Below are 23867 nucleotides of genomic sequence, written 5' to 3' on the forward strand. Positions count from 1 at the left end.
TGAGACTATGGCGAAGGAAGAAATGTATCATATCGCATTGGACGATTATGAACACGGCATTATTATCCGTTCTCTCAACGACGAGAAAACAGATTTGATGAACGAGGGCAAATCTACCGATGCGGTGGACGACCTTATCATCAAGGTCGGAACTGCCCCAAAGAAAAAGTTCAAAGTTATCGAAAAGGAACGCTCCTGTGAATCGAGATAACGAGAGGCAGTCTGCTATTATTCTTTCCGTCATCGGTATTATCCCGGTCGTATGGCTGGCACTTCTGATTGCACCCTCTGTAAAAGGAGGATTGCCGGAAATACTGCCGAGCCTATTAACAGCGTTCAACGAACCATTTCATATTGAGCTATGCGAGGACAGCCTAAAAACTGTCCTCGTTTTGCTTCTCTGCTATGCAATGGGTATTGGGATTTACTTCTCAACACAGAAGAATTACCGAAGGCGTGAAGAACACGGTTCTGCAAAATGGGGCAATGCAAGAGCCGTAAACAAAAAATACAGACAGTCTCCGGCTTCTGCAAATAAGCTGATGACGCAAAATGTCTGTATCGGACTCAATGCGAAGAAACACCGAAGAAACTTAAACACCCTTGTGTGCGGCGGTTCGGGAGCCGGTAAGACAAGGTTTTACTGCAAGCCGAATCTTATGCAGTGCAACACATCATTTGTCATTCTTGACCCAAAGGGCGAAATTCTCCGAGATACCGGAAAGCTGCTTGAAAGCAAAGGCTATGAAGTCCGTGTTCTCGATTTGATTTCAATGGAGAAAAGCCATTGCTATAACCCGTTTGTCTATTTGCAGAATGACAACGATGTGCAAAAGCTCGTGACGAACCTTTTTAAGAGTACCACTCCGAAAGGAAGTCAATCACAAGACCCCTTTTGGGATACCTCGGCTTCAATGCTTTTGCTTGCACTTGTATTTTATCTTCATTATGAAGCACCCGAAGATGAACAGAACTTTGCAATGATAATGGAAATGCTCAGAGCCGGTGCGATTGAGGACGAGGAGGACACAAGACCTTCTCCTCTTGATGAACTGTTTGCGGAATTGGAGATGTCGAATCCCGACCACATTGCTTTGAAGTATTACCGTTCCTATCATTCAGGTGCGGCGAAAACCTTAAAGTCCATACAGATAACCCTTGCGGCAAGACTGGAAAAGTTCAACCTTGAAAGTCTTGCTTCTTTAACCACCACAGACGAGCTTGACCTCCCGTCACTCGGAGAGAAAAAGGTCGCTCTGTTCGCTTTGATACCGGATAACGATTCCAGCTTTAACTTCTTGGTATCTATCCTTTACACACAGCTTTTTCAGCAGTTGTTTTATGCTGCCGACCATATTCACGGCGGCTCGCTTCCCGTTCCCGTTCATTTTTTGATGGACGAGTTTGCGAATGTTTCACTCCCTGATGACTTCGACAAAATTCTTTCGGTTATGCGTTCCCGTGGGGTATCGGTAAGTATTATCTTGCAGAACTTGGCACAGCTTAAAGCCTTGTTTGAAAAGCAATGGGAAAGCATTGTAGGTAACTGCGACGAGTTTTTATATCTCGGCGGCAACGAGCAAAGCACCCACAAATATGTGTCCGAGCTTCTCGGCAAGGAAACCATTGATACCAACACTTTCGGAAAAAGTACCGGTCGAAGCGGCAACTACTCCACAAATTATCAGATTAGCGGTCGAGAGCTTCTTACTCCTGATGAGGTTCGTATGCTTGATAACCAATATGCAATTCTGTTTATTCGTGGAGAACGCCCCGTTATGGACTTCAAGTACGACATCTTGAAGCACCCGAATGTGGCACTTACAACCGATGGAAAGGCTTCTGCATATAAACACGGCGAAGTGACCATCAAGCACTCATCAATTTCCGTTCTTTCTATTGACCCGGAAGAACTTCCGGAGGAAAGCTACGGAGAAACCAATTACGAACTTCTGTCCGATGAGGATTTTGAAGTGAATAAAAACTTATTTTAACGGAGGAAAACACAATGAACATTTTTAAGAAGAACAACGAAAAGAAAACTACTCAGAAGCTGCCTATGACCGGAAAGGTTCAGAAAGGCTTCCGTGCTTACTGCGCCGTAATCGCAGCAGCAACTCTTGTTTGCGGTATGAGCGTTACCGCTTTTGCCGCCAGCGACCCGATTACCGTAGTCAACAATCTGTCCGATTTCATCTTCGGTCTTATCCGTGCCATCGGTCTTATCCTGCTTGGCTTCGGTATCGTTCAGGTCGGTCTCTCTTTGAAGTCTCACGACCCGTCTCAGAGAGCCAACGGTTTCCTGACTCTTGCAGGCGGTATCATCATTACCTTTGCAAAGGAAATCCTTACCCTTATTACCGGTTAAGAGAACACAGTTATCAAACGGGGCATACCTGGCATTTCAGGTATGCCCCTAATCTTAAAGGAGGTGCAAACAGATGAGTGATAACTGGGTAGTTCAGAACCTCGAAAATGCCCTTGAAACTTGGAACAGCAAGCTTTCGGAAATATGGCAGTTGCTAACCACTTCGCCGCAACAGTTCAAAGGCGGCAGTATTTGGTCGGTAATGGTGAATATCAACGGAGCAGTTCAGGCTATCGGTCTTGCCCTGCTTGTTCTGTTTTTTGTTGTCGGTGTGGTTCGCACCTGCGGAAGTTTTACCGATGTAAAGAAACCGGAACACGCATTAAAGCTGTTTATCCGCTTTGCCATTGCCAAAGGTGTGATTACCTACGGGCTGGAGCTTATGCTTGCCCTGTTCGACATCGTACAAGGTACGATTTCAACCATTATGACATCTGCGGGATTCGGTACGCCCAATCAAACAACTTTACCTGCTGAAATGGTAACAACCATTGAAAGCTGCGGATTTTTTGAAAGTATCCCATTGTGGGCGGTTACTCTTATCGGCGGACTGTTTATCACGGTCTTGTCGTTCATTATGATAATGACGGTGTACGGACGATTTTTCAAGCTGTATATGTACACTGCTCTCGCTCCGATACCGCTTTCCACATTTGCCGGAGAACCGTCGCAGAATGTGGGTAAGAGCTTTATAAAGAGCTACTGTGCCGTTTTGCTTGAGGGAGCAGTAATTGTACTTGCTTGTATCATCTTCTCCCTATTTGCTTCTACGCCGCCGGTAGTGAACCCTGACGCAGCAGCCGTTACTCAGGTATGGGCATATATCGGCGAACTGGTATTCAATATGCTTGTGCTTGTCGGTGCGGTTAAGATGAGCGACCGAATTATCCGTGAAATGATGGGCTTATAACGGGAGGTTCTCTGATGAAGAAAAACAAGAATAATAACGATAGATGGCAGGGCTATACGCCTGCCGACTGCGACTGCAAATATTGTGTGTATTACGGAGGAAAGAAAAACGGCAATGTGATTTGCCTTGCGGACACCTGCGTCTGCTCTGATGAAATCCGTCACGCAAAACAAGCATATCGCAGAGAAAGGAGCTTTTGATGGAAGTCAAAATTAACCGAGAGATACGAAATTACACAGAGTCAATGTTTTTTGGACTGTCGCTCAGACAGTTCATTTTTTCTGTCCTCGCCTGTGCGGTAGCGGTAGGACTTTACTTCCTCCTAAAACCGTACCTCGGAACAGAAACTGTATCGTGGGTGTGCATTTTGGGAGCTGCCCCTTTTGCGGCTCTCGGCTTTGTGAAATACAACGGAATGACGGCTGAGAAATTTATATGGGCGTGGATAAAGTCCGAGTTCCTTATGCCGAAAAAGCTGGTCTTTCATTCCACCAACACCTATTACGAATTGATGAAACCGACAATCGAACAAAAACAGAAGGAGGCTTATAAGAACAATGATTAAAACTCTTACAAACCTGTTAAAGCAGGACAAAGAAAAGTTCGTAGTACCAAAGGGCGTACAGGATTGTATTCCCATTACCGCTATTTATGATGACGGCATTTTCCGTGTAGGCAAGGACAAGTATTCCAAAAGCTTCAAGTTCACGGATATTAACTATGCCGTAGCGAGCCGTGAGGATAAGGAAGCAATGTTCCTTGAATACTCCGAGCTTCTCAACTCTCTTGACAGCGGAGCTACTACAAAGCTGACTATCAACAACAGACGGCTTAACCGTCTTGACTTTGAGAAAACCATTCTTATCCCCGAAACCGGCGATGAGCTTGATGTTTACCGAGAGGAATATAACAAAATGCTTCTCGACAAGGCAACCGGGGCAAATGCCATCGTTCAGGATAAATATGTTACTATCTCCATCAATAAAAAGAGCGTGGAGGACGCACGAACCTATTTTGCCCGTGTCGGTGCTGACCTGATTGCCCACTTTGCAAGACTCGGAAGCAAATGTGTGGAGCTTGAAACCGATGAGAGACTGAGAATTGTCCACGATTTCTTCCGTGTCGGGGAGGAAACCGCCTACCACTTCAATATTAAGGAAACGAGAAAGAAGGGACACGATTTCAAGGATTATGTTTGCCCCGATACAATGGAATTTGAAAAGGACTACTTCAAAATGGGAAACCGTTACGGGAGAGTCCTTTTTCTTCGTGAGTACGCTTCCTATATCAAGGACAGTATGGTAGCCGAGCTTACCGACCTGAACCGCAACCTGATGATGTCCATTGACATCGTACCTGTTCCTACCGATGAAGCGGTGCGAGAAGCAGAGAGCAGACTGCTTGGGGTTGAGACGAATATAACCAACTGGCAGAGAAAGCAGAATCAGAACAATAACTTTTCCGCTACCGTTCCGTATGATATGGAACAGCAGAAAAAGGAAATGAAGGAGTTCCTTGATGACCTTACCACTCGTGATCAGCGAATGATGTTCGCTGTACTCACTATGGTTCATACTGCGGACTCCAAAGAACAGCTTGATAACGACACCGAAGCTCTGCTTACTACGGCAAGAAAGCATTTGTGCCAGTTTGCCGTTCTCAAGTATCAGCAGATGGACGGACTGAATACGGCTATGCCCTTTGGAACACGCAAGATTGACGCATTCAGAACCCTTACCACAGAAAGCCTTGCGGTCTTTATTCCCTTCAGGGTTCAGGACATTTACCACGAAAACGGCATTTACTACGGTCAGAATGTCATCAGTAAAAATATGATTATTGCCGACCGCAGACAGCTACTCAACGGCAACTCTTTTATTCTCGGCGTATCCGGCGGCGGAAAATCCTTTGCGGCAAAGGGTGAAATTGAAAATATCATTCTTTCCTCCAATGCAGATGTTATTATCATAGACCCTGAGCGAGAGTATTCGCAGCTTGTAAAAGCTCTCGGCGGCGAAATAATCAATATTTCCGCTACTTCTCCGAGCCATATCAATGCGATGGATATGAACAAGGAATACGGCGACGGAGCAAACCCGGTTATCCTGAAATCCGAGTTCATTATGTCCCTTTGCGAACAGCTTATCGGCGGTACAAACCTCGGAGCAAAGCAGAAATCTATCATCGACCGTTGTACGGCAAGTGTTTACCGAGACTATCAGCAGAGAGGATATACCGGTACTGTTCCTACCTTGCAGGATTTTCGTGCGGAGCTTTTGAAACAGGACGAGCCGGAAGCAAAGGAAATCGCCCTTGCTATCGAGCTGTTTACTCACGGTTCTTTGAATACCTTTGCAAAGCCAACCAATGTTGATACGGATAACCGACTTATCTGTTATGACATTCTTGACCTCGGCAAGCAGCTTATGCCTATCGGTATGCTTGTCGTCCTCGACTCTATTCTGAACCGTATTACACAGAACCGTGCTAAAGGTAAGCAGACCTTTATCTTCATTGATGAAATCTACCTCCTGTTCCAGCACGAGTATTCTGCAAACTTCCTGTTTACGCTTTGGAAGCGTGTAAGAAAGTACGGCGCTTATGCCACCGGCATTACACAGAATGTGGACGACCTTTTGCAGAGCCATACAGCGAGAACTATGCTTGCAAACAGCGAGTTTTTGATTATGCTCAATCAGGCGTCAACCGACAGAATTGAGCTTGCAAAGCTCCTTAACATTTCTGACCTCCAGCTTTCGTATATCACGAATGTTGACGCAGGACACGGATTGATTAAGGTCGGCAGTTCGCTTGTGCCGTTTGCAAATAAGTTCCCGAAGAATACGAAGCTGTATAAGCTGATGACAACCAAACCGGGCGAGGGTGCATAACCCTTGCCCTATTCTGTAAATGAGAAAGGAAACACCTATGAAAAACAAAATCTATATTGCCATAATCTGTGCTTTCAGCATTGTATTTGCCGTCAGTTCAGGTTTTCTCATCAAGCACTATTGCGACTCTGCAAAGCAGGCTGAGATGTACGACAATCTGATTGAGGTTGTGGAGACCGAGCCTGAAGAAACCACAGAGCTGATGAACTACTCCGAAGAAAAGACCTTTATCCCGGAGTATCAGGAGCTTTATCTGCAAAATAACGATATGGTCGGCTGGATTAAGGTTGAGGACACAAAAATCAATTATCCCGTTATGCAGTCAAAGGACAACCCGAACTTCTATCTGAAGCACGGCTTTGATAAGGCATACACCGACTACGGCTGTCCTTATGTTCAGGAAAACTGCGATATGGAACTGCCAAGCGACAATATCATTATCTACGGTCATCATATGAACGACGGCTCTATGTTCGCCGGTCTTATGAAATTCAAGGACAAGAGCTTTTGGGAAAAGCACAAAACAGTATCCTTTGATACGCTGACCGATAGACAGACCTATGAAGTAATTGCCGTGTTCAAAACCGTAGTATATACGGATAGTCCCGACAGCTTCAAATATTATCAGTTCGTCAATGCGGACACCGCCGAGGATTTCACTGCCTATGTTGAGAAGTGCAAGAAACTGTCGCTTTACGAAACCGGCATAACCGCCGAATACGGCGACAAGCTCCTGACCCTTTCCACCTGTGAGTATTCCCGGACAAACGGCAGACTTGTTGTAGTGGCGAAGCTAATAAACGAATAATACAACAGGTAGTTCAGCCTGCATAGGAAGGAGGGATTGTATGGCTGATATTAAAACGAAAGACAATGCAAAAGGTACGATACGAACAATAGATAAGGCTGCCGTCGCAACCCAACGAATGAAGCAGGCGTATATCGCAACAAAAGAAAAGGCGGAGCGGTCGGTAAATGCCAACAGCAGTTCTGCCGAGGAATACGCTTCCGATAAACTGGAAAGCGGTATTGACGAGGTGTTTCACGATGGTGCCTATGCGTTTGACAAGGCGGGACGAAAGGGACTTGAAACCACAAAAGAGAATATCCGCACCGCAAAGGACGGTATTCAGCGTTTCAAGCAGCAGCGAGCCGAGCAGTCTTTGAGAAAACAGGCTTCGCAAAACACAAGCTCTGCGATTAAGACTGTCGATAAGGCGGAAAAGACCATAAAGCAGTCTGCCACTTCCTCCGGAAAGAAAACCATTAAGTTTGCCGGAAAAGAAGCAACAAAGACCGCACAGAAATCGGTTAAGACGGCTGAGCAGACTGCAAAGACTGCGATAAAAACCAGTCAGCAAGCGGCAAAAGCGGCACAGAAAACAGCTCAGGCGACAGTTAAGGCTTCGCAGAAAGCGGCACAGGCGGCAAAAGCCACAGCCAAAGCAACAGCCGCTACGATTAAAGCCGCAGCCAAAGCCACCATTGCCGCAGTAAAAGCAATCATAGCGGCGGTAAAAGGTCTTATTGCCGCTATCGCTGCCGGCGGTTGGGTTGCGGTGGTAGTAATTATTGTGCTATGTCTTGTAGCCTTGATTGCAGGTTCTGTGTTCGGTATCTTCTTTTCGGGAGAGGATTCCGGCACGGGAATGTCAATGCAGACAGTCGTTCAGGAAATCAATCAGGAATATGATGACCGATTGGAACAGGAAAAGAACTCTGTAAGCTATGATGTGCTTGAAATGAGCGGAAGCAGAGCTGTTTGGAAAGATGTTCTTGCGGTCTATTCTGTTAAAGTGAATACCGACCCCGACAATCCGATGGAGGTTGCTACGGTTGATGAAACCAAGAAGCAGCTACTGTCGGATATTTTTTGGGAAATGAACGATATTTCTTCCCGAACGGAAACGAAAACCCATACCGAAATCGAAGAAAGCGACGACGGACACGGCAACATCGTACAGACCGAAACCACAGTAACAGAAACTTTCCTGTATATCACGGTATCGCACAAGACCGTTGATGAAATGGCGGCTATGTACGGATTTAATCAGGAGCAGAAAGAGTATCTTGCCGAGCTGCTAAAGGACGAAAACAATCAACTATGGTCTCAGGTGCTTTACGGTATCGGATACAGCGACGACCAAATCGTAACGGTTGCCTTGTCACAGGTGGGTAATGTAGGCGGTCAGCCTTACTGGTCTTGGTACGGATTTGACTCCCGTGTAGAATGGTGTGCCTGCTTCGTCTCTTGGTGTGCTAACGAGTGCGGATATATCGACGCCGGTATTATTCCAAAGTATGCCGGCTGTGTAAACGGTGTACAATGGTTCAGAGACCGAGGACAGTGGGCAGACGGTTCGTATGAGCCTTCGCCCGGTACAATCATTTTCTTTGACTGGGAGGGCGACGGTGTGACAGACCACACCGGTATTGTTCAGAAATGCGAAAACGGTACAGTCTATACCGTTGAGGGCAACTCAGGCGACACTTGCAGAACCAAAACATACCCTGTCGGAAGCTCTGTTATCTACGGATACGGTATTCCGGCATATTAAAAAGATGGCTGCTCGTTTGAGTAGCCATCAAGTACATTATGAGAAATCAGGTATTTACTCAAGAACAAATATAACCTTCTGAAGCCTTTGTCCCAACAAGAGAAATATGCGGATATATACCATTGACAACATCTTCATAGAATTTACGACCGATTCTTGCAGATGTAACTCTATTTGTGAAAAAGTCTCTAAAGTGGTATGTGCCGGGTAATAATGAAGGAACAACAGCAACAATAAAAGCGTTATATTCATTTTGTTCCATTTTGTTAAGTTTTATCATCAGTGTTCACCTCCTTGTTGATAAGCCTGAATTTGTAAATGGAATTCTGAGTTGTTACTAATAGATTGTTCTTTTTAATATAATAATCATCACGGGAACTAATAATTCCCAAAGAAGTAATTGGTTTAAAATCATCGTCAACAGGATGCCAAACAAAGAATTGTCTGTTTCCATTCTTAAGAATATAGATAACACCGTCTTGACCTATATATCTATTTCTCCAAGATATAGAATGTGAATTATTATTCTTATCACAAGACTCTATATATGTGACAAAATAGACATCAACAATTTCATCTGCCGTTTTCAAATAATCCATAACATTTTTTCTTTCGCTTGACTTTAGTATCTTTCATATTGCTTGATATTATTGTGTAAAATATCACATACTCTAAATCTGTCAGAACAGTTTTCTATTATGTTCTTTAAATATAGGCTTGACAAATAAAGGGTTAAGGAATATAATTAGATTCAGTATTAGACAAGGAGTTAATAAATATGCGGCAAGGTATTCTTAAATAAACTGTCAATTTGATAGTGGGAACAAAAAGTAGCAGTCCCGTTTCACTTTTAATATGGGGCTTAGTTTTTTGTACCCAGTTTAAGAATACTTTTATCATGTAATTTTATATGCCCGAAAACATATAAGTGTTTTGGGGCTATTGGAGTTATTTACCCAGTGATAGGAGTATTTATCACTGGGTATTTTTATGCCCTTTTTTGGGTGTTGATAGGAGGAAAATCACATGAAAATAATTAACTTAGGCATTCTGGCTCACGTTGACGCAGGAAAGACAACATTAACGGAAAGTTTATTGTATACCAGTGGTGCAATTGCAGAACTAGGGAGCGTAGATGAAGGCACAACAAGGACAGATACAATGAATTTGGAGCGTCAAAGGGGAATCACTATCCAGACAGCAGTGACATCTTTTCAGTGGGAGGATGTAAAAGTCAACATTATAGATACGCCAGGCCATATGGATTTTTTAACCGAAGCATACCGTGCTTTATCTGTCCTTGACGGAGCTGTTTTAGTCATTTCGGCAAAAGACGGCGTACAGGCACAGACGCGTATATTATTCCATGCGCTTCAGAAAATGAACATTCCGACAATTATCTTTATAAATAAGATAGACCAAAATGGAATCGACCTACAGCGTGTTTACCAAAGCATTAAAGACAAACTTACCAGTGATATGATTGTCATGCAGGAGGTTTCCCTGTCGCCCCAAATATCCATGACCGATATTTCTGATTTGGACAAATGGGATATGATTATTTCCGGAAGCGATGAACTATTAGAACGATATGTTGCAGAGGATTCTTTGGATATACAGGAATTACAATATGAAAAGTGCAAAAGAACCAGATGCTGCTCTTTGTTTCCTGTTTATCATGGGAGTGCAAAAGACAATTTAGGAACAGAAAAACTGATTGAAGCGGTTACAGAAACTTTCATTACAGAAACAGACGATATTCAGTCTGAATTATGTGGATATGTTTTTAAGGTTGAGTATACAGAGCGGAAAAAACGGCTTTCTTATTTACGCCTGTATCATGGGACGCTCCATTTACGGGATACCCTGCTGCTGTCAAAAAAGAAAAAAATAAAGATTACAGAAATGTGTATTCCGTCAAATGGTGAAATCGTCCCGGCTGACCATGCCTGTCCGGGAGAAATTGTTATTTTAGCTGATGATACTTTGAAACTGAACGACATTCTGGGAAATGAAAAACTCCTGCCTCACAAAACATGGATTGATAATCCCATGCCATTACTTCGGACAACGGTAGAGCCGCAAAAGCCGGAGCAAAGGGAAGCCCTGTTAAATGCCCTCGCAGAGATTGCTGATACAGACCCTCTTTTGCATTTTGACATTGATACTGTTACACATGAGATTATGTTATCTTTTTTGGGAAAAGTACAGTTAGAAGTTATTTGTTCGCTATTAGAAGAAAAATATCATGTGGGCGTGGCTATGAAAGAGCCTTCGGTTATTTATCTGGAAAGACCGCTTAGAAAAGCAGAATATACCATCCACATAGAAGTCCCGCCAAATCCTTTCTGGGCTTCTGTCGGGTTGTCCATAGAGCCGCTCCCTATTGGAAGCGGAGTGCAGTATGAAAGCAGAGTTTCACTTGGATATTTAAATCAATCGTTCCAAAATGCGGTTATGGAGGGGGTTCTTTATGGCTGCGAGCAGGGGCTGTATGGATGGAAAGTGACAGACTGTAAAATCTGTTTTGAATATGGATTGTATTATAGTCCTGTAAGTACCCCCGCAGACTTTCGGCTGCTTTCCCCTATCGTATTGGAGCAGGCTTTAAAAAAAGCAGGGACAGAACTATTAGAGCCATATCTCCACTTTGAAATTTATGCACCGCAGGAATATCTCTCACGGGCGTATCATGATGCTCCAAGGTATTGTGCAGATATTGTAAGTACTCAGATAAAGAATGACGAGGTCATTCTGAAAGGAGAAATCCCTGCTAGATGTATTCAAGAATACAGGAACGATTTAACTTATTTCACAAATGGGCAGGGAGTCTGCTTGACAGAGTTAAAAGGATACCAGCCAGCTATTGGTAAATTTATTTGCCAACCCCGCCGCCCGAATAGCCGTATAGATAAGGTTCGGCATATGTTCCACAAGTTAGCTTAACAGCTTGCAAAAGTCATATAAAATGAGATTTGAAAGGAGAATGTAACTTCATGTTTGCTAAAAATTCAAAGGCATATTCTGTCTACCTGCTGTTCCGATTTGTCTGTTCCCTGGCGGTTTCTATGTCCACAGTGCTTTCCATCGTGTACCACCTGGAGGTGGTGCAGCTGGATGCTTTCCAGCTTGTCCTGGTAGGGACGGTTCAGGAGACCTCCTGCTTTCTGTTCGAGATGCCCACCGGTGTGGTGGCGGATTTGTATAGCCGTCGGCGCTCGGTGCTGATTGGAATGTTCCTCTACGGCCTGGGCTTTCTGATGGAGGGTGCGCTACCGTGGTTCGCGACGGTTCTGCTGGCCCAGGTTGTCTGGGGTTGCGGTGATACCTTCATCACCGGCGCTCTGGAGGCGTGGATTGCCTCGGAGGAAGAGGACAAACCCATAGACAAGGTGTTCCTGCGGGGCAGTCAAATGGGGCAAATCGGCGGCGTTCTGGGCGTGGTGCTGGGCACACTGCTGGGAAACATAAACCTGCAAATGCCTGTCATCTTGGGGGGCAGTTTGTGCTTGTTGTTGGGGCTGGTGTTGGGTCGCATCATGCCAGAAACCAACTTCTCCCCTGCTATTGAGGAACGGCAGGGCTTGCTTAAAGACTTTGTCTGCCTGTTCAAGCTCAACCTGGGCTTTGTGAAAGGCGCACCTGTGTTGCTGACGCTCTTAGCAATCACACTATGCGGGGGACTTGCCAGTGAAGGCTTTGACCGGCTCTCCACCGCTCATTTTCTGGATGACACGGTAATACCCGTTATCGGGCCGCTGAACAGCGTCACTTGGTTCGGTGTTATCAGTCTTATCGGCAGCGGCTTAGGTATTCTGGCTTCTCAGTTGCTCATCGCCCGCATGGAGAAAAAAGGGACTGTCAGCCGAACCAGTGTGGTCATGTCCACCAGCGCCGGGTATATCCTGTGCCTGGTTCTCTTCGCGGTGGGGCGGAGCTTTTGGTTCATGTTGTTGGTGTTCCTGCTGGCGGGGCTTATGCGCACCATCAAGGAGCCTGTGCTGGCCGCCTGGATGAACGACCATGTGGATGAGAAAATGCGCGCCACAGTCTTTTCCACCAGCGGACAGCTGGACTCTTTCGGGCAGATCATCGGCGGGCCTATTGTGGGGCTGGTAGCCCAGCAGGTGTCCATACCCTGGGGGCTGGTCTGTACCGCTTTCCTGCTGTTGCCCGCGCTGTTCTTAGTGCCGGTGGCGGGAAAGAAGCGGGATTGATATGGCATAGTTAAGTTTACTGACGAGCGGGAGATTACTTCCGCTCGTCTTCATTTAGTAGCGCAAAATTTGAGGACTCTTTATTTCCTTATTCGGTATAGCGGAGGCGGCTGTCAATTCGACATAATTTTCTTGTGATACTTTACCGTACATGAGCATTTGTTTCGTATTTGAAAGAACAAACTCACCAAATAAAAAAAACGATATTCGGGTGGGTTATTTTGTTATACCCTAAATTACCCTCTGAATTTGTTTTTAAATTTGGAGGGATTTTTTTATGTCCTTTTTTCGGGCAGTTATCTATCTGCTCATACGAAGCAAAATTTATCAATACATAGCATATCAGAGAACGGCAGGAAACCAGTTAAAAAAATTTCTGCCAGTGCAACGGTACTTCTCACCTTGAAAGTAGAAGTACAATCTCCATACAATAGAATTACTATTTCCTATAACCGTAAAGGTCACAGAGCCTTTGCGGTTTTTCTTTTGTCGATTTTTGTTGGAAAGTGCCGTAGGGCTGTTTCTGATATGCGGTGTCGTTCTCCGCCTCTCCATCTGGATTTTTTACATTTCAAAAATTCAGATGGGAGGTATTTATGGTGAAATATGCACCAAGAAAGGTATATATCAGAGAAAGTGGCGGCTATGTGGAATTATCCTACACGGAGTTCTGCCGTTGCAGGGAATCCGACCAGACCTATATGGACAAGCTGTTTATCCCCATTCAAGGCTGTCTGCTTGAAGTCGTGAGGGAGCAATACACAGACTTCTACCGTGACAAGGAACGGTGGCGTTATCTGCAAAAATTAGATACAAAGAATAGACTGCTATCTCTCGACGGATTTACGGACAGCGAGGGGAATCCTCTGGACTTTATCACTGATGAAGCGGTGGACATTGCAGAAACCGTTGTCAATGCGGTCATGGTGGACAGGCTGAAAGCCGCCCTGCCTTTGCTGTCGGATAGTGAACAGGAGCTGATACAGGCAATCTTTTTTGACGGACTTTCCGAGCGTGAAGTCGGGGCGAGGTTGGGCATAACCCAGAGCGTTGTAAACAAACGCAAAGCCAGAATCCTAATAAAACTAAGAAAGATAATAGAAAATTAAAATTTAAGGCGTTCAGCCCCCTTGTTTTTTCCTTTGGGAAGATGAGGGGGCTTTTCTCTGCCCTCTCAATCAATTCTGATTGGAGGAAGTAAGAATGGCATACAACCACGGACGGGAGGACAGGAAATGGCGTATCTGGAAAGAAGCGGAGGAAAAGCTGCTGCGTGAGTGCGGCGTTGATGAAGCGACCATTGAGCAGATACGCATGGCGGACAGGGCAGACTTCAATTCCAACAGGCGGTTTTACCGATGGACGAATGACGTTGCGGAATATCTTGAGGACATGGCAGGCAGGGAGCGGCAGGCGGAAGTGGGTACGGTTGCGGAGTTACTGGAAGAGATTGAGAGCGAAAATCTCTATCAAGTATTAGTCACGGTGGACGGGCGTACCTTGAAAATCGTCCTGCTGAAAATGCAGGGGTATTCCACAAAGGAGATTGCCCCGCTTGTGCATTTGACGACTGGTGCCATCTATGCGAGGTTAGACCATCTGCGGAAGAAGCTGCGGAAAATTTTATAGCTTCTAAAACAGCCTGCCATCCTGCGGGCTACTGGGTGAGGGATGGAAATCCCCTCACTCATTTTTTGCAGGAGGACAACAGGATGGCATACAGGGTTAAGGCATGGGAAGAACCTATGAGTCTATGATGGAGGAACTGGAAGTAATAGAAATTCTTTCTACTGCTTATGATGGTGACGAATTTCCGGGTTATGAGAACATAAGATTGAGTTTTTCACAACTGGAAACGATTATTCGGAATAAACGCAGCGGTTGGCTTGATGCTTTGAGAAATCAAAAAGCAGTTTATCTTATAACTGATACCAGCAACGGAAAAATGTATGTTGGCTCGGCAACTGCTCAGTATGGAATGTTGCTTCAAAGGTGGACTAACTATATAGACAATGGACACGGTGGGAATGTTGAACTTAAACATATTGTTGACACCAAAGGGTTTGATTATATAAAAGCAAATTTTCAGTATTCAGTATTAGAAAACTATAACGCACGAATGGATGATAATTACATACTGAGTCGTGAAAAATGGTGGAAAGATACCCTTTGCACAAGACAATTCGGATATAATAAAAACTGATAAAAATTAGACCGTCAGATCTCATTCGAGACTTGACGGTCTTATATTTTTTTACTGTATTTAAGAAAATCGTTTTGGTGTTCCTGTTTGCGAAGTTGATAGCCTTGTGCAATCAGCGTATCTACTTTCAGAGCAATTAGGTTTATGTCGGAACACATTGCCCGTGCAATCTGCTGAATGTCATAGCCGTTTTCAATGTATTCCAAAATGGTGTCGTCCGGGAGCGAAGCCTGAGAAGCGAAGATATTTGCTTCATACTCCATACGGTTCTCTCTCATATCAAAGATGTTGAACTCTTTGAACCCGCCGACAGCAACCGCTTCTTGCCTGTGGAGAACATCGTGTCCGATTTCGTGCCATAGCACTATCTGTTCCACGACCGGGTGCATACCGTTTTTAAGGAAAACAAAGCGGTTCTTCAGAATGACCTTGTATGCTCCACGCTGCTTTTCAAAATCTCGGTAGATAATATTGATACCAAGCTCTTTTGCGACCTTGTACGGGTCACGAGTACCGCAACGGTCAATGAGCTTGTTGACGATTTTCACAATTTCAGCCGTAGTGTAATACCCCAATCCGGCTCACCTCCCATATTATAGTATATCGGATATTTACCCTATAATAAATTATAAACTATTGTGTGTCCCATATATTGGACTTAGTTCACTGTGAGGATTACTCGTCTTTGCGGTATTTCTTCGGGGTGTATTTTTTATTGTTCTTCTTTGCAATAAGATATGCTTCCTGAATAGCGTCAACCATTTCACGCATATCTTCGTCAGCCATTTCGCCGCCGGCAAACAGACCGGTAACTTCTGCAAGCAACTCCTGAGCCTGTCTTGCCCCTCTGCGTCCGTATTTATCCTCTACATCGGCGATGAAAGCGTCATCCTCAGACAGCAGATAATTCACATTTACATTTAATGCTTCTGCCAGCTTCTTGTATCTTTCCGTTCCTCTCGGACGGGATTTATCATTTTCATAAGAACAAATTACACGTCGGGTTACGCCTATTTTTTCAGCCAATTCATCCTGATTAAGACCGAGTTTAGTCCTCTCTGCTTTGACTTTTTCACCGAATGTCATCTTTGATTTCACTCCTTAAAAGAATATTTACAGTTTAACTTCTCATTTACTCTTGACAAGTACACTTAAACTGCGTATAATAAGAAACAGGAAGTTGAACTACTCATAGTTTACACTAAACTTCCCAAAATGTCAAGGGGGGTTCAAAAAATGTTACGAAGCATACTTCATTGTGATATGAACAACTTCTATGCCAGCGTCGAATGTATGCTCGACCCCGCATTGAAGAAATATCCGATTGCTGTCTGCGGCTCTGTGGAGGAACGACACGGTATCGTGCTTGCAAAGAACTACAAAGCAAAGGCTTTTGATGTGAAAACCGGGGACGCAGTATGGCAGGCTAAACAGAAGTGCAAGGACTTGGTTGTAGTGCCGCCCCATTATGAGGAGTATATCAAATACTCAAAGCTTGCGAGAAGCGTTTATGAGCGATATACCGACCAAGTTGAACCGTATGGTATGGACGAGTGTTGGCTGGATATTAGCGGGACAGAAAGCCTTTTCGGTTCGCCGGAAAAGGTGGCAAATGAAATTCGTGAAACGATGAAGTTTGAACTCGGCTTGACGATTTCTGTGGGTGTTTCCTTTAATAAGATATTTGCGAAGCTCGGCTCGGATATGAAGAAACCGGACGCAGTAACCGTTATACCAAAGGATACATTCAAAGAAAAGATTTGGGGACTTCCTGCCGCTGACCTGCTCGGTGTAGGACGGGCAACCCAGCGAGTGCTTGACAGCTATTGTATTCGTACCATCGGGGATTTAGCGAATAACGACCCTGAGTTCTTACGCAGAAGATTAGGAAAGAACGGAGTAGTTTTATGGAACTATGCCAACGGCAACGACCTTTCCCTTGTTGCCAAGAAAGATTTCGTTTCTCCTATAAAAAGTGTAGGACACGGTATAACAACAGTAGCAGATTTAGAGAAACCGGAGCAGGTGTGGCCCGTGTTTCTCGAATTAACCCAAGACATCGGACACAAGCTCCGTGTTCACGGACTGAGTGCAGAAGGTGTCGCAATACATATTAGAGACAACACGCTCAATACAAGGCAATGGCAGACGAAGATTGCACTTCCTACACAGTCTCCGATGATTATTGCAAAGACCGCTTTTCAGTTGTTTGAAAAAAGATATGGGTGGAATAACCCTATCCGTTCTGTGACAGTACAAGCCATAAATCTTATTCCACAAGACACGCCCCGTCAAATAGATATGTTTATGGACGCCGCAAAGCAGGACAAATTGGAGCGAATGGAAAAGTGTGTTGAAGAAATCAGACGGCGTTTCGGAAAGGACAGCATAAGGAATGGGGTTCTGTGTCAGAACTTGCGGCTACCACCGGAAAAAGCCGAAATCACTATGCCGACAGGTATGGTTGGTTAAGGAGGTCTAAATGTGATTGACGAAAAAGAGGTTACGGCTTATGTTACGATGCCCGACTGCTTTTTGCAGGGGTGCAGCGAAGATATTGTTATCTTTCGTGCGGACGGCGGAAACCATTTTACCGACTACGGTATATATGAGGGAATGTTTCTTTTCTTTGACCGGAAAAAACGCTTTAAGAAAGGAAGGCTTTCCTGTTACATCAATACTGCCGGAGATGACCGACCCAAGTACAGGGTGTCGGATAAGAACATCGACGGATACAAGCACTTGGGAAGATTAGTTTTGACTTTGAGAAATTACGAGGAATAAAAATGGAATCCGAAAGAAGAAAAGTTTATGTTGAAGTAAATGTAACACATAGACCTGATGGAACGGCTCGTCCGAACTTCATCAAGTTTGAGAATGATGAAAAATATGAGATAGACCGTGTAATTCAGAAATGCCGTGCGGCTTCCACCAAAGTCGGAGGAACCGGTATCCGCTACACGGTACAGATTTGCGGCAAGCCCACATTTCTGTTCGACGAAGAAAACGGAAAGTGGTTTGTAGAAGCAAAATCCTAATGGTAGGAGGTTTTGTAACTTGAAACATTTATCGAGATTTGACATCGAAGCGATTGCCGACAAGTATGTTCAGGCATATATGGCACTTCCCGATGTCCGTAACACACAAATATACAGAATTGACCCGGAGCTTCTCTTGGAGAAGGTTCTCGGATTGAATGTCGAATACCAGCACCTATCTTATGACGGTAGTATTCTCGGAATGACCTCATTTACGGAAATGGGTGTTCAGGTATTTGAAGATGATGATAACGAAGCCTTTTTCTTTTTGGATGGAAAAACCGTTCTCGTGGAAAAGGACTTGAACTTTGACAGCAAGCTGAAAGGCAGAAAGAATTTCACCTTAATGCACGAGGGCAGCCATCAGATATTTAAGATGTTGTTCCCGAATGATTACGGTGTGACACAGAAATCTGCCGGAGTACATTATTACAAGGCAAATTCCGAGAGAAATAAGCCTATATCCGATTGGGAGGAATGGCAGGCAAATACGCTTGGAGCTGCTATCCTTCTTCCCGAAAACCTTATAAAGCAGGGAATGTATCTGTTCAGTCTTGGAGAAAAGATTGAGTGTCTGAACAAAATATACTATCCGAGCGTATATAAGAGATTTGATGCACTTGCGGATTTTTTAGGGTGTTCCAAAAAAGCACTTGCTATACGAATGAAACAGCTCGGACTTTTGAAAAAGGAGTATCTTGATAATCCTTTTGATTTGGTTACGGTTTATCCGGAGGTGAGCGAGCTATGAAATCGTTGGAACAAAAGATAATCGTAAGGTGCAAAAACTGTGGCTGGCGTATTTTTGACAAGGTAACAATGACAACAGGCGTGATTGAACTGAAATGTCCGAACTGCCACAGAGTAGTAGAGGTTGACCTATCCCTACGCAAGGGAACAGTCAAGTACAGATTAACAAGAAGTAGTAACAGAGCGAACAATTAAATATCGGACAGATGTACCGAGCCACGAGTCCTTGAGCGAAAGCTCTTGAGTCATCAAATTGCCGGACGCTGAGAATTAAGGGATAGAAATATCCTAATGTTCTTGGTGTCCGGCTTTTTTGTCGCTCCCGAAAGGAGCAAGACCGTGACATATAAGTGGCTGGCGTATATCGCCAAGTATCCGTAATCTCCGAATTTTTGATTTCAACCAAATTCAAAAATTCAAATTTAAGGAGATTACGACAATGACAAAACTTACATTAGAACAACAGGAATTATTATTTGCGAACGACTGCAAGCTCATTAACCTGCGGTATGAATATCACGGCTACACCGGCACGGAGAAATGGGCGATTGTAACAGAACTGGCGGAAGAAGAATTGTGGGTTAAATACCCTGATGTTATCCGTCGGTACACTCCGTTCATTCTGCTTTCTATGGCTCAGGGCGAAGTGATAACGGAGTATCAGAACTACGAAGCAAGAGAGAGAATGAGAAGGCTTCTTTTCGGACACGCATTTGACATCAATGACGGAGAATTTGAAGTGCATCATCCGGAATTGGCAGTCGATACAGACCCAATCGAAGAAATAATGCTGAAAGACAATATTAAGCGACTTCGGGAGGTTTTGTGTTACTTAAGCGAAACACAGAAACGCAGAGTTTTTAAGTATTTCTTCTACAACAAAACACTTGAAAAAATCGCAGATGAAGAAGGAGTCGATTTTACTTCTGTAAGGGAATCGGTAAACAGTGCAATAAAAAAGTTGAGGAAATTTTTCTAAAACACCCCCCAAAAACGCTCTCCCATTTCAAACAAGTGAAGGGGTTAATTCTAATCCGGATATGAATTACCTCAGAATAATCGAAAGCGAGGATTTACATATGAAAGAAAAAGAATTTAAGAATGTCAGATGGGGCGATATTTATTACTGCGACTTGGGGGTTACAAACGGTAGTGTGCAATCGGGAATGAGACCGGTTCTTGTGGTTCAGACAAATCGCTTAAATGAAAGCAGTCCTACGGTCGTTGTAGCCGCTATAACGGCTGTTAAAAAGAAAACGGCAATGAATACTCATATTGAGCTAAACACGGATTGTGGCTTAAAAGAGCCGTCGATGGTAATGCTTGAGCAGCTACGCACCGTGGATAAAGCCACAGAGCTTGATAATTTTGTCGGAAGAATTACCGACGCAGATAAAATCAGCGAAATCAAGCGAGGATTGAAATTTGCAGTCGGTATTCCCGTTAAACCCAAGACAGAGCGTAAAGGCATTGTACTAAGTCTTTGCCCTCGTTGCAGAAGCGAGTTTCAGTCTATCCCTGAAAACATTGTAAAAAGACTTGACCCCTTTCAGGCAGATAAAGAGATGTGCGATAAATGTCAGGTAGGATACGGCTATGACTATATGATTTTCAAAAAGAACCATCATCACGCTAAGGGAGGTGTTGACAATGTTTGAAGATAAGATTGAAGCAATGAACAAACTACCCAACGCTGTTGATGATAGTTCCGGCTTTGAGAAAAGAGTTTATACGGTAGAAGAAATAATGGATATTCTCAGCATTGGAAAGAACACTGCTTATGCTCTCGTCAACTCAGGCGTTTTCCATTTTGTAAAGGTCGGCGGACATTACAGAATTTCCAAGAAGAGCTTTGACCGATGGCTTGATAATATGGACAGCGAAAGCTCCGGTTGTCAATTATGCGATTAAACCAATCGCATAATTAACAAAAACTCCGATTTTCAGTACCATATAGCCAAGTCACTTGGCTATATGGTAGTCAGAGTGGCAAATAAGAAATCGGGGGTAAACGGTAATGCGAAAGAAAATTGAAAAGAGCGATACTCGACTTCCTAATACATTCAGGCAGACTGAACCTGATATACGAGCATACACGGTAGATGATATACAGCACATCTTGAAAGTGAGCAGAACTACCGTCTATGAGCTGCTTAAAAGCAAGAAATTCCATAGCGTTCGTGTCGGAGGTCAATATCGAATATCTAAAAAGAGCTTTGAAAATTGGCTCAATGGCGAGAAAGGAGGTTCTGAAGATGGCATTTGTTAATATGTTCAATGACCGAGTGGAGCAGTTTAATCTCAGAGAGGAAAATGAACGCTTGGCAGAATTGTTCAGCGATGAAAAGCTTCAGGAGGAAGCACAGTGGCAAGCCTATTCTGTCAAGGAAATATCTCGGTTGTTTTCCATTTCCGAAGAAGAAGCACTGAAACTGATGAATTGCGGCTTATTCAAAACATACCGAGTCGGCAACGAATACAGAGCTTCAAAGAAAAGCGTTGAAGAAAATAAGAAAATCGTCAAGGCAGTTCTTACATATCAGGACAAAAAGACAATGTCTGTACCCGACGTAATGAGAATACTCGGTCTTGGAAAGACGGCTACATACCGACTCATCAATCAGTGCCGATTTAAGACCTATTTGGTACTGGGCAAAATGAGAGTTGATGTGGATAGCTTTGAAGATTGGTATGCAGGACAATTCCATTATGAGAAAGTAAACGGCGAAAGACCCGGTAAGAAATACGGCAAAACGCTCTCTCCTCTTACTGTTGCAAAGGTACTCGGCATTCCGAGAAGCACCGCAAATGACCTTATGAACGATGGCATTGTTGAGTTTATATGGGTTGACGGTAAACGCCGAATAAAAAGAGAAAGCTTTGATAAGTGGTACGCTTCGCAAAGTAAATACACTAAAGTTAAGGAAATCGAGGAGGTGGAGGGATATGTCGATTGAGGATAGAGTTCGTGAATTAAACGGCGGTACATATACAAAAAAGAGCTATTCCGTAGAGGAAGTTCAGTCAATCTTGGGTATTACCCGACAGACCGTATATAAGCTCATCAAACAGGGGTGTTTTCAGGCAGTAATGCTCGAAACCGGATACCGCATAATAAAGACCAGCTTTGATAAATGGCTGGATAATGAATAAGGAGGAACGACTATGGCTTCTATTGTAAAGAGAAAGAATCGATATTCCGTCGTTTATACCTACAAAGACGATGACGGAAACCAACATCAAAAATGGGAAACCTTTGATACAAACGCAGACGCTAAAAAGAGAAAAACTCAAATTGAGTTTGAACAGCAAAGCGGTACATTCATCATTCCTAATGCTACGACAGTTGCGGATTTGCTTGAAGAATACTGCTCCGTGTACGGAGTAAATAACTGGGCAATGTCAACCTACCGTTCAAAGAAAGGGCTTATGTATAATTACATCATTCCGCTTATCGGCGATGTGAAACTTGATGAACTGACTCCGAGACTTATGGATAAATTCTATCAAAGCCTTCTGAAAGTTAAGACCAAAGTGGTACAGAATAAAAAGCCTAAAAATGAGTATCTGACCGTACATACCGTAAGAGAAATCCATAAGTTTTTAAGGAGTGCCTTTAATCAGGCGGTAAAATGGGAGTTGATGACAAGAAACCCGGTTCTCAATGCAACGCTCCCGAAAGAGGAACATCAGAAACGAGAAATATGGACAGCAGAAACTCTTATGCACGCTCTTGAAGTGTGCGATGATGATATTCTCGCATTAGCCATCAATTTATCCTTTGCCTGTTCACTCCGTATGGGTGAAATGCTCGGTCTTACTTGGGATTGCATTGATATTTCGGAGGAAAGCCTGAAAGAAAACAACGCTTCCATTTTTGTAGATAAAGAGCTTCAGCGAGTAAACAGAGATGTAATGGAGGTGCTTGATAATAAGGACATTATCCGTGTCTTTCCGAGAACTCTGTCAAATACAAATACCTCCCTTGTTTTGAAAACGCCAAAAACTAAAACAAGTGTGAGAAAAATCTTCTTGCCGTCAACCGTAGCTCAAATGCTGTTAGAGAGAAAAAAGCAGATTGACGAAATGAAAGAGCTTTTCGGTGATGAGTATTTGGATTATGACTTGGTATTCTGCCATTCGTCAGGCAGACCGATGGAAGGACAGGTAATCAACCGTGCTTTGAAAAAGCTGATACAGGACAACGACTTACCCGATGTGGTATTTCACAGCTTCCGTCACGCAAGTATAACCTACAAGCTGAAATGGAACGGCGGCGATATGAAATCGGTTCAAGGCGACTCAGGACACGCCCGAATGGATATGGTTGCCGATGTTTACAGCCATATAATCGACGAGGACAGGCGATATAACGCACAGAAGTTTGAGGAACAGTTCTACAACGCTAAAGGTCTCAAAAATGCGGAAGAAGGTAAAACTGCTCCAATGCCCAAGTTTGAAACTTCGGTTGAACTCCTTGACCCAATGGCAGAGGTTCAAAAAGAGAGCGAAGTTGAAAAAGAAAAGCCTGCTGAGAACAGTACAGATGAAAACGCCGCCTTGCTCACAAAACTGTTATCAAATCCGGAAACAGCAGCATTATTAAAGGCTTTAGCGAAAACAATTTAGTCATACAAAAAAGGCAATCCGTCAGGGTTGCCTTTTGTAATTCCTGAAAAATCTTGAAATCAAGAAGAAAAACCATTATAATATTTGAACACAGATTATTGATTTGCATAAGAGAATGCGTAAACTTCAAATGCGTTTCCTGTGATTTATGGGCTACAGATTAACTCAATGATGTTTCCCATATTTCTTTGCATTTGCTAATACCCTGCTAAAAGGAAGGCAAAAAACCACGAAAAATTAGCAGGTTTTGGACGAGAATTTACTAACAGTGAAATCCAAGAAAAGCCAGTAAAATCAAGGATT

Annotated in this window: 29 protein-coding genes; 25 read left to right on the forward strand and 4 right to left on the reverse strand. The window is 43.8% G+C overall.

The genetic code is table 11. The features are described from left to right. The first annotated feature begins 7 nt into the window (after positions 1–7). The 9 genes from KGMB01110_RS07935 to KGMB01110_RS07975 all read left to right on the forward strand — a co-directional run bounded on the left by KGMB01110_RS07935 (position 8) and on the right by KGMB01110_RS07975 (position 8727). Positions 8–211: a hypothetical protein gene (locus tag KGMB01110_RS07935; protein WP_002606285.1), complete on the forward strand. Its 204-nt coding sequence runs from the start codon at positions 8–10 to the stop codon at positions 209–211. Then, positions 198–1994: a VirD4-like conjugal transfer protein, CD1115 family gene (locus tag KGMB01110_RS07940; RefSeq protein ID WP_024721685.1), complete on the forward strand. Its 1797-nt coding sequence runs from the start codon at positions 198–200 to the stop codon at positions 1992–1994. Before KGMB01110_RS07935 ends, KGMB01110_RS07940 begins: the two co-directional genes overlap by 14 nt. A gap of 14 nt (positions 1995–2008) precedes the next feature. Next, the gene (locus tag KGMB01110_RS07945) at positions 2009–2368 is read left to right on the forward strand and encodes a glutamyl-tRNA amidotransferase subunit A (RefSeq protein ID WP_014635894.1); all 360 of its coding nucleotides are present in this window, start codon (positions 2009–2011) and stop codon (positions 2366–2368) included. A 73-nt stretch (positions 2369–2441) separates the two neighbouring features. Next, positions 2442–3278: a hypothetical protein gene (locus KGMB01110_RS07950; protein WP_003525214.1), complete on the forward strand. Its 837-nt coding sequence runs from the start codon at positions 2442–2444 to the stop codon at positions 3276–3278. Positions 3279–3292: 14 nt separating this feature from the next. Continuing rightward, entirely contained in the window at positions 3293–3478 is a 186-nt protein-coding gene (locus tag KGMB01110_RS07955) for a hypothetical protein (protein ID WP_015573063.1), read from the forward strand. Further along, a complete protein-coding gene (locus KGMB01110_RS07960) occupies positions 3478–3843 on the forward strand; it encodes a PrgI family protein (RefSeq protein WP_015573062.1) in 366 nt (121 codons plus the stop codon). Before KGMB01110_RS07955 ends, KGMB01110_RS07960 begins: the two co-directional genes overlap by 1 nt. Then, positions 3836–6169, forward strand: a complete 2334-nt coding sequence (locus KGMB01110_RS07965) for a VirB4-like conjugal transfer ATPase, CD1110 family (RefSeq protein ID WP_015573061.1) — start codon at positions 3836–3838, stop codon at positions 6167–6169. The genes KGMB01110_RS07960 and KGMB01110_RS07965 overlap by 8 nt, the downstream gene beginning before the upstream one ends. 37 nt (positions 6170–6206) lie before the next feature. Then, on the forward strand, positions 6207–6977 hold the full coding sequence (gene srtB / locus KGMB01110_RS07970) for a class B sortase (RefSeq protein ID WP_015573060.1): 771 nt from the start codon (positions 6207–6209) through the stop codon (positions 6975–6977). 40 nt (positions 6978–7017) lie between these two features. Then, positions 7018–8727 carry a CHAP domain-containing protein gene (locus KGMB01110_RS07975; protein WP_015573059.1) on the forward strand — a complete coding sequence of 570 codons (1710 nt, stop codon included), beginning with the start codon at positions 7018–7020 and terminating at the stop codon, positions 8725–8727. 58 nt (positions 8728–8785) lie between these two features. On the opposite strand, the gene KGMB01110_RS07980 is transcribed toward KGMB01110_RS07975, so the two are convergent. Together KGMB01110_RS07980 and KGMB01110_RS07985 are read right to left on the reverse strand one after the other, a co-directional pair. Then, positions 8786–9007: a hypothetical protein gene (locus KGMB01110_RS07980; RefSeq protein ID WP_015573058.1), complete on the reverse strand. Its 222-nt coding sequence runs from the start codon at positions 9005–9007 to the stop codon at positions 8786–8788. Further along, entirely contained in the window at positions 8994–9326 is a 333-nt protein-coding gene (locus KGMB01110_RS07985; protein ID WP_119297973.1) for a hypothetical protein, read from the reverse strand. The genes KGMB01110_RS07980 and KGMB01110_RS07985 overlap by 14 nt, the downstream gene beginning before the upstream one ends. Before the next feature lie 427 nt (positions 9327–9753). Between KGMB01110_RS07985 and tet(O/32/O) the strand changes: the two genes are divergently transcribed. The 5 genes from tet(O/32/O) to KGMB01110_RS08015 all read left to right on the forward strand — a co-directional run bounded on the left by tet(O/32/O) (position 9754) and on the right by KGMB01110_RS08015 (position 15147). Further along, complete coding sequence (gene tet(O/32/O) / locus KGMB01110_RS07990) at positions 9754–11673, forward strand: tetracycline resistance ribosomal protection mosaic protein Tet(O/32/O) (RefSeq protein ID WP_024721683.1); 1920 nt, start codon at positions 9754–9756, stop codon at positions 11671–11673. Between the two features lie 50 nt (positions 11674–11723). Beyond that, complete coding sequence (tet(40), locus tag KGMB01110_RS07995) at positions 11724–12944, forward strand: tetracycline efflux MFS transporter Tet(40) (RefSeq protein WP_117823347.1); 1221 nt, start codon at positions 11724–11726, stop codon at positions 12942–12944. A 599-nt stretch (positions 12945–13543) separates the two neighbouring features. Further along, positions 13544–14053, forward strand: a complete 510-nt coding sequence (locus KGMB01110_RS08005) for a sigma-70 family RNA polymerase sigma factor (protein WP_105116765.1) — start codon at positions 13544–13546, stop codon at positions 14051–14053. A 94-nt stretch (positions 14054–14147) separates the two neighbouring features. Then, positions 14148–14573, forward strand: coding sequence for an RNA polymerase sigma factor (locus KGMB01110_RS08010; protein ID WP_000323895.1), 426 nt, complete (start codon positions 14148–14150; stop codon positions 14571–14573). Positions 14574–14697: 124 nt separating this feature from the next. Next, the gene (locus KGMB01110_RS08015; RefSeq protein ID WP_015573053.1) at positions 14698–15147 is read left to right on the forward strand and encodes a GIY-YIG nuclease family protein; all 450 of its coding nucleotides are present in this window, start codon (positions 14698–14700) and stop codon (positions 15145–15147) included. 41 nt (positions 15148–15188) lie between these two features. On the opposite strand, the gene KGMB01110_RS08020 is transcribed toward KGMB01110_RS08015, so the two are convergent. Next, positions 15189–15722, reverse strand: coding sequence for an ImmA/IrrE family metallo-endopeptidase (locus KGMB01110_RS08020; RefSeq protein ID WP_024721678.1), 534 nt, complete (start codon positions 15720–15722; stop codon positions 15189–15191). 100 nt (positions 15723–15822) lie between these two features. Beyond that, entirely contained in the window at positions 15823–16233 is a 411-nt protein-coding gene (locus KGMB01110_RS08025) for a helix-turn-helix domain-containing protein (protein ID WP_015573052.1), read from the reverse strand. A gap of 150 nt (positions 16234–16383) precedes the next feature. Between KGMB01110_RS08025 and KGMB01110_RS08030 the strand changes: the two genes are divergently transcribed. The 11 genes from KGMB01110_RS08030 to KGMB01110_RS08085 all read left to right on the forward strand — a co-directional run bounded on the left by KGMB01110_RS08030 (position 16384) and on the right by KGMB01110_RS08085 (position 23564). Further along, positions 16384–17619: a DNA polymerase Y family protein gene (locus tag KGMB01110_RS08030; protein WP_015573051.1), complete on the forward strand. Its 1236-nt coding sequence runs from the start codon at positions 16384–16386 to the stop codon at positions 17617–17619. A gap of 12 nt (positions 17620–17631) precedes the next feature. Beyond that, positions 17632–17931, forward strand: a complete 300-nt coding sequence (locus tag KGMB01110_RS08035; protein ID WP_024721677.1) for a hypothetical protein — start codon at positions 17632–17634, stop codon at positions 17929–17931. 2 nt (positions 17932–17933) lie between these two features. Next, a complete protein-coding gene (locus KGMB01110_RS08040; protein WP_003525178.1) occupies positions 17934–18185 on the forward strand; it encodes a hypothetical protein in 252 nt (83 codons plus the stop codon). Between the two features lie 19 nt (positions 18186–18204). Further along, positions 18205–18936 (forward strand): ImmA/IrrE family metallo-endopeptidase, encoded by a 732-nt coding sequence (locus KGMB01110_RS08045; RefSeq protein ID WP_024721676.1) that lies wholly within the window; start codon positions 18205–18207, stop codon positions 18934–18936. Positions 18937–19374: 438 nt separating this feature from the next. Next, entirely contained in the window at positions 19375–19914 is a 540-nt protein-coding gene (locus KGMB01110_RS08055; RefSeq protein WP_015573050.1) for a sigma-70 RNA polymerase sigma factor region 4 domain-containing protein, read from the forward strand. A gap of 100 nt (positions 19915–20014) precedes the next feature. Further along, on the forward strand, positions 20015–20593 hold the full coding sequence (locus KGMB01110_RS08060; protein ID WP_024721675.1) for a type II toxin-antitoxin system PemK/MazF family toxin: 579 nt from the start codon (positions 20015–20017) through the stop codon (positions 20591–20593). Further along, on the forward strand, positions 20586–20846 hold the full coding sequence (locus KGMB01110_RS08065; protein WP_015573048.1) for a helix-turn-helix domain-containing protein: 261 nt from the start codon (positions 20586–20588) through the stop codon (positions 20844–20846). Before KGMB01110_RS08060 ends, KGMB01110_RS08065 begins: the two co-directional genes overlap by 8 nt. 106 nt (positions 20847–20952) lie before the next feature. After that, on the forward strand, positions 20953–21204 hold the full coding sequence (locus KGMB01110_RS08070; protein ID WP_015573047.1) for a helix-turn-helix domain-containing protein: 252 nt from the start codon (positions 20953–20955) through the stop codon (positions 21202–21204). Further along, positions 21191–21892, forward strand: a complete 702-nt coding sequence (locus KGMB01110_RS08075; protein ID WP_015573046.1) for a helix-turn-helix domain-containing protein — start codon at positions 21191–21193, stop codon at positions 21890–21892. The genes KGMB01110_RS08070 and KGMB01110_RS08075 overlap by 14 nt, the downstream gene beginning before the upstream one ends. Further along, positions 21882–22088, forward strand: a complete 207-nt coding sequence (locus KGMB01110_RS08080) for a helix-turn-helix domain-containing protein (protein WP_015573045.1) — start codon at positions 21882–21884, stop codon at positions 22086–22088. The genes KGMB01110_RS08075 and KGMB01110_RS08080 overlap by 11 nt, the downstream gene beginning before the upstream one ends. 12 nt (positions 22089–22100) lie before the next feature. Further along, complete coding sequence (locus KGMB01110_RS08085; RefSeq protein WP_015573044.1) at positions 22101–23564, forward strand: tyrosine-type recombinase/integrase; 1464 nt, start codon at positions 22101–22103, stop codon at positions 23562–23564. Positions 23565–23867: the final 303 nt, after the last annotated feature.

Origin of the sequence: Mediterraneibacter butyricigenes, from assembly GCF_003574295.1 — a bacterium.
Taxonomy (GTDB): Bacteria; Bacillota; Clostridia; order Lachnospirales; family Lachnospiraceae; genus Mediterraneibacter_A; species Mediterraneibacter_A butyricigenes.

Bases quoted from the DNA above. Each gene is read 5' to 3' on its own strand.
- KGMB01110_RS08085 (WP_015573044.1), top strand. From the start codon at position 22,101: ATGGCTTCTATTGTAAAGAGAAAGAATCGATATTCCGTCGTTTATACC.
- KGMB01110_RS08065 (WP_015573048.1), top strand. From the start codon at position 20,586: ATGTTTGAAGATAAGATTGAAGCAATGAACAAACTACCCAACGCTGTT.
- KGMB01110_RS08015 (WP_015573053.1), top strand. From the start codon at position 14,698: ATGATGGAGGAACTGGAAGTAATAGAAATTCTTTCTACTGCTTATGAT.
- srtB (WP_015573060.1), top strand. From the start codon at position 6,207: ATGAAAAACAAAATCTATATTGCCATAATCTGTGCTTTCAGCATTGTA.
- KGMB01110_RS08080 (WP_015573045.1), top strand. From the start codon at position 21,882: ATGTCGATTGAGGATAGAGTTCGTGAATTAAACGGCGGTACATATACA.
- KGMB01110_RS07965 (WP_015573061.1), top strand. From the start codon at position 3,836: ATGATTAAAACTCTTACAAACCTGTTAAAGCAGGACAAAGAAAAGTTC.
- KGMB01110_RS08070 (WP_015573047.1), top strand. From the start codon at position 20,953: ATGCGAAAGAAAATTGAAAAGAGCGATACTCGACTTCCTAATACATTC.
- KGMB01110_RS08040 (WP_003525178.1), top strand. From the start codon at position 17,934: ATGGAATCCGAAAGAAGAAAAGTTTATGTTGAAGTAAATGTAACACAT.
- KGMB01110_RS08075 (WP_015573046.1), top strand. From the start codon at position 21,191: ATGGCATTTGTTAATATGTTCAATGACCGAGTGGAGCAGTTTAATCTC.
- KGMB01110_RS07935 (WP_002606285.1), top strand. From the start codon at position 8: ATGGCGAAGGAAGAAATGTATCATATCGCATTGGACGATTATGAACAC.
- KGMB01110_RS07955 (WP_015573063.1), top strand. From the start codon at position 3,293: ATGAAGAAAAACAAGAATAATAACGATAGATGGCAGGGCTATACGCCT.
- KGMB01110_RS07980 (WP_015573058.1), bottom strand. From the start codon at position 9,007: ATGATAAAACTTAACAAAATGGAACAAAATGAATATAACGCTTTTATT.
- KGMB01110_RS07975 (WP_015573059.1), top strand. From the start codon at position 7,018: ATGGCTGATATTAAAACGAAAGACAATGCAAAAGGTACGATACGAACA.
- KGMB01110_RS08025 (WP_015573052.1), bottom strand. From the start codon at position 16,233: ATGACATTCGGTGAAAAAGTCAAAGCAGAGAGGACTAAACTCGGTCTT.
- KGMB01110_RS08010 (WP_000323895.1), top strand. From the start codon at position 14,148: ATGGCATACAACCACGGACGGGAGGACAGGAAATGGCGTATCTGGAAA.
- KGMB01110_RS07945 (WP_014635894.1), top strand. From the start codon at position 2,009: ATGAACATTTTTAAGAAGAACAACGAAAAGAAAACTACTCAGAAGCTG.
- KGMB01110_RS08055 (WP_015573050.1), top strand. From the start codon at position 19,375: ATGACAAAACTTACATTAGAACAACAGGAATTATTATTTGCGAACGAC.
- KGMB01110_RS07985 (WP_119297973.1), bottom strand. From the start codon at position 9,326: ATGGATTATTTGAAAACGGCAGATGAAATTGTTGATGTCTATTTTGTC.
- KGMB01110_RS07950 (WP_003525214.1), top strand. From the start codon at position 2,442: ATGAGTGATAACTGGGTAGTTCAGAACCTCGAAAATGCCCTTGAAACT.
- KGMB01110_RS08030 (WP_015573051.1), top strand. From the start codon at position 16,384: ATGTTACGAAGCATACTTCATTGTGATATGAACAACTTCTATGCCAGC.
- KGMB01110_RS08060 (WP_024721675.1), top strand. From the start codon at position 20,015: ATGAAAGAAAAAGAATTTAAGAATGTCAGATGGGGCGATATTTATTAC.
- KGMB01110_RS07960 (WP_015573062.1), top strand. From the start codon at position 3,478: ATGGAAGTCAAAATTAACCGAGAGATACGAAATTACACAGAGTCAATG.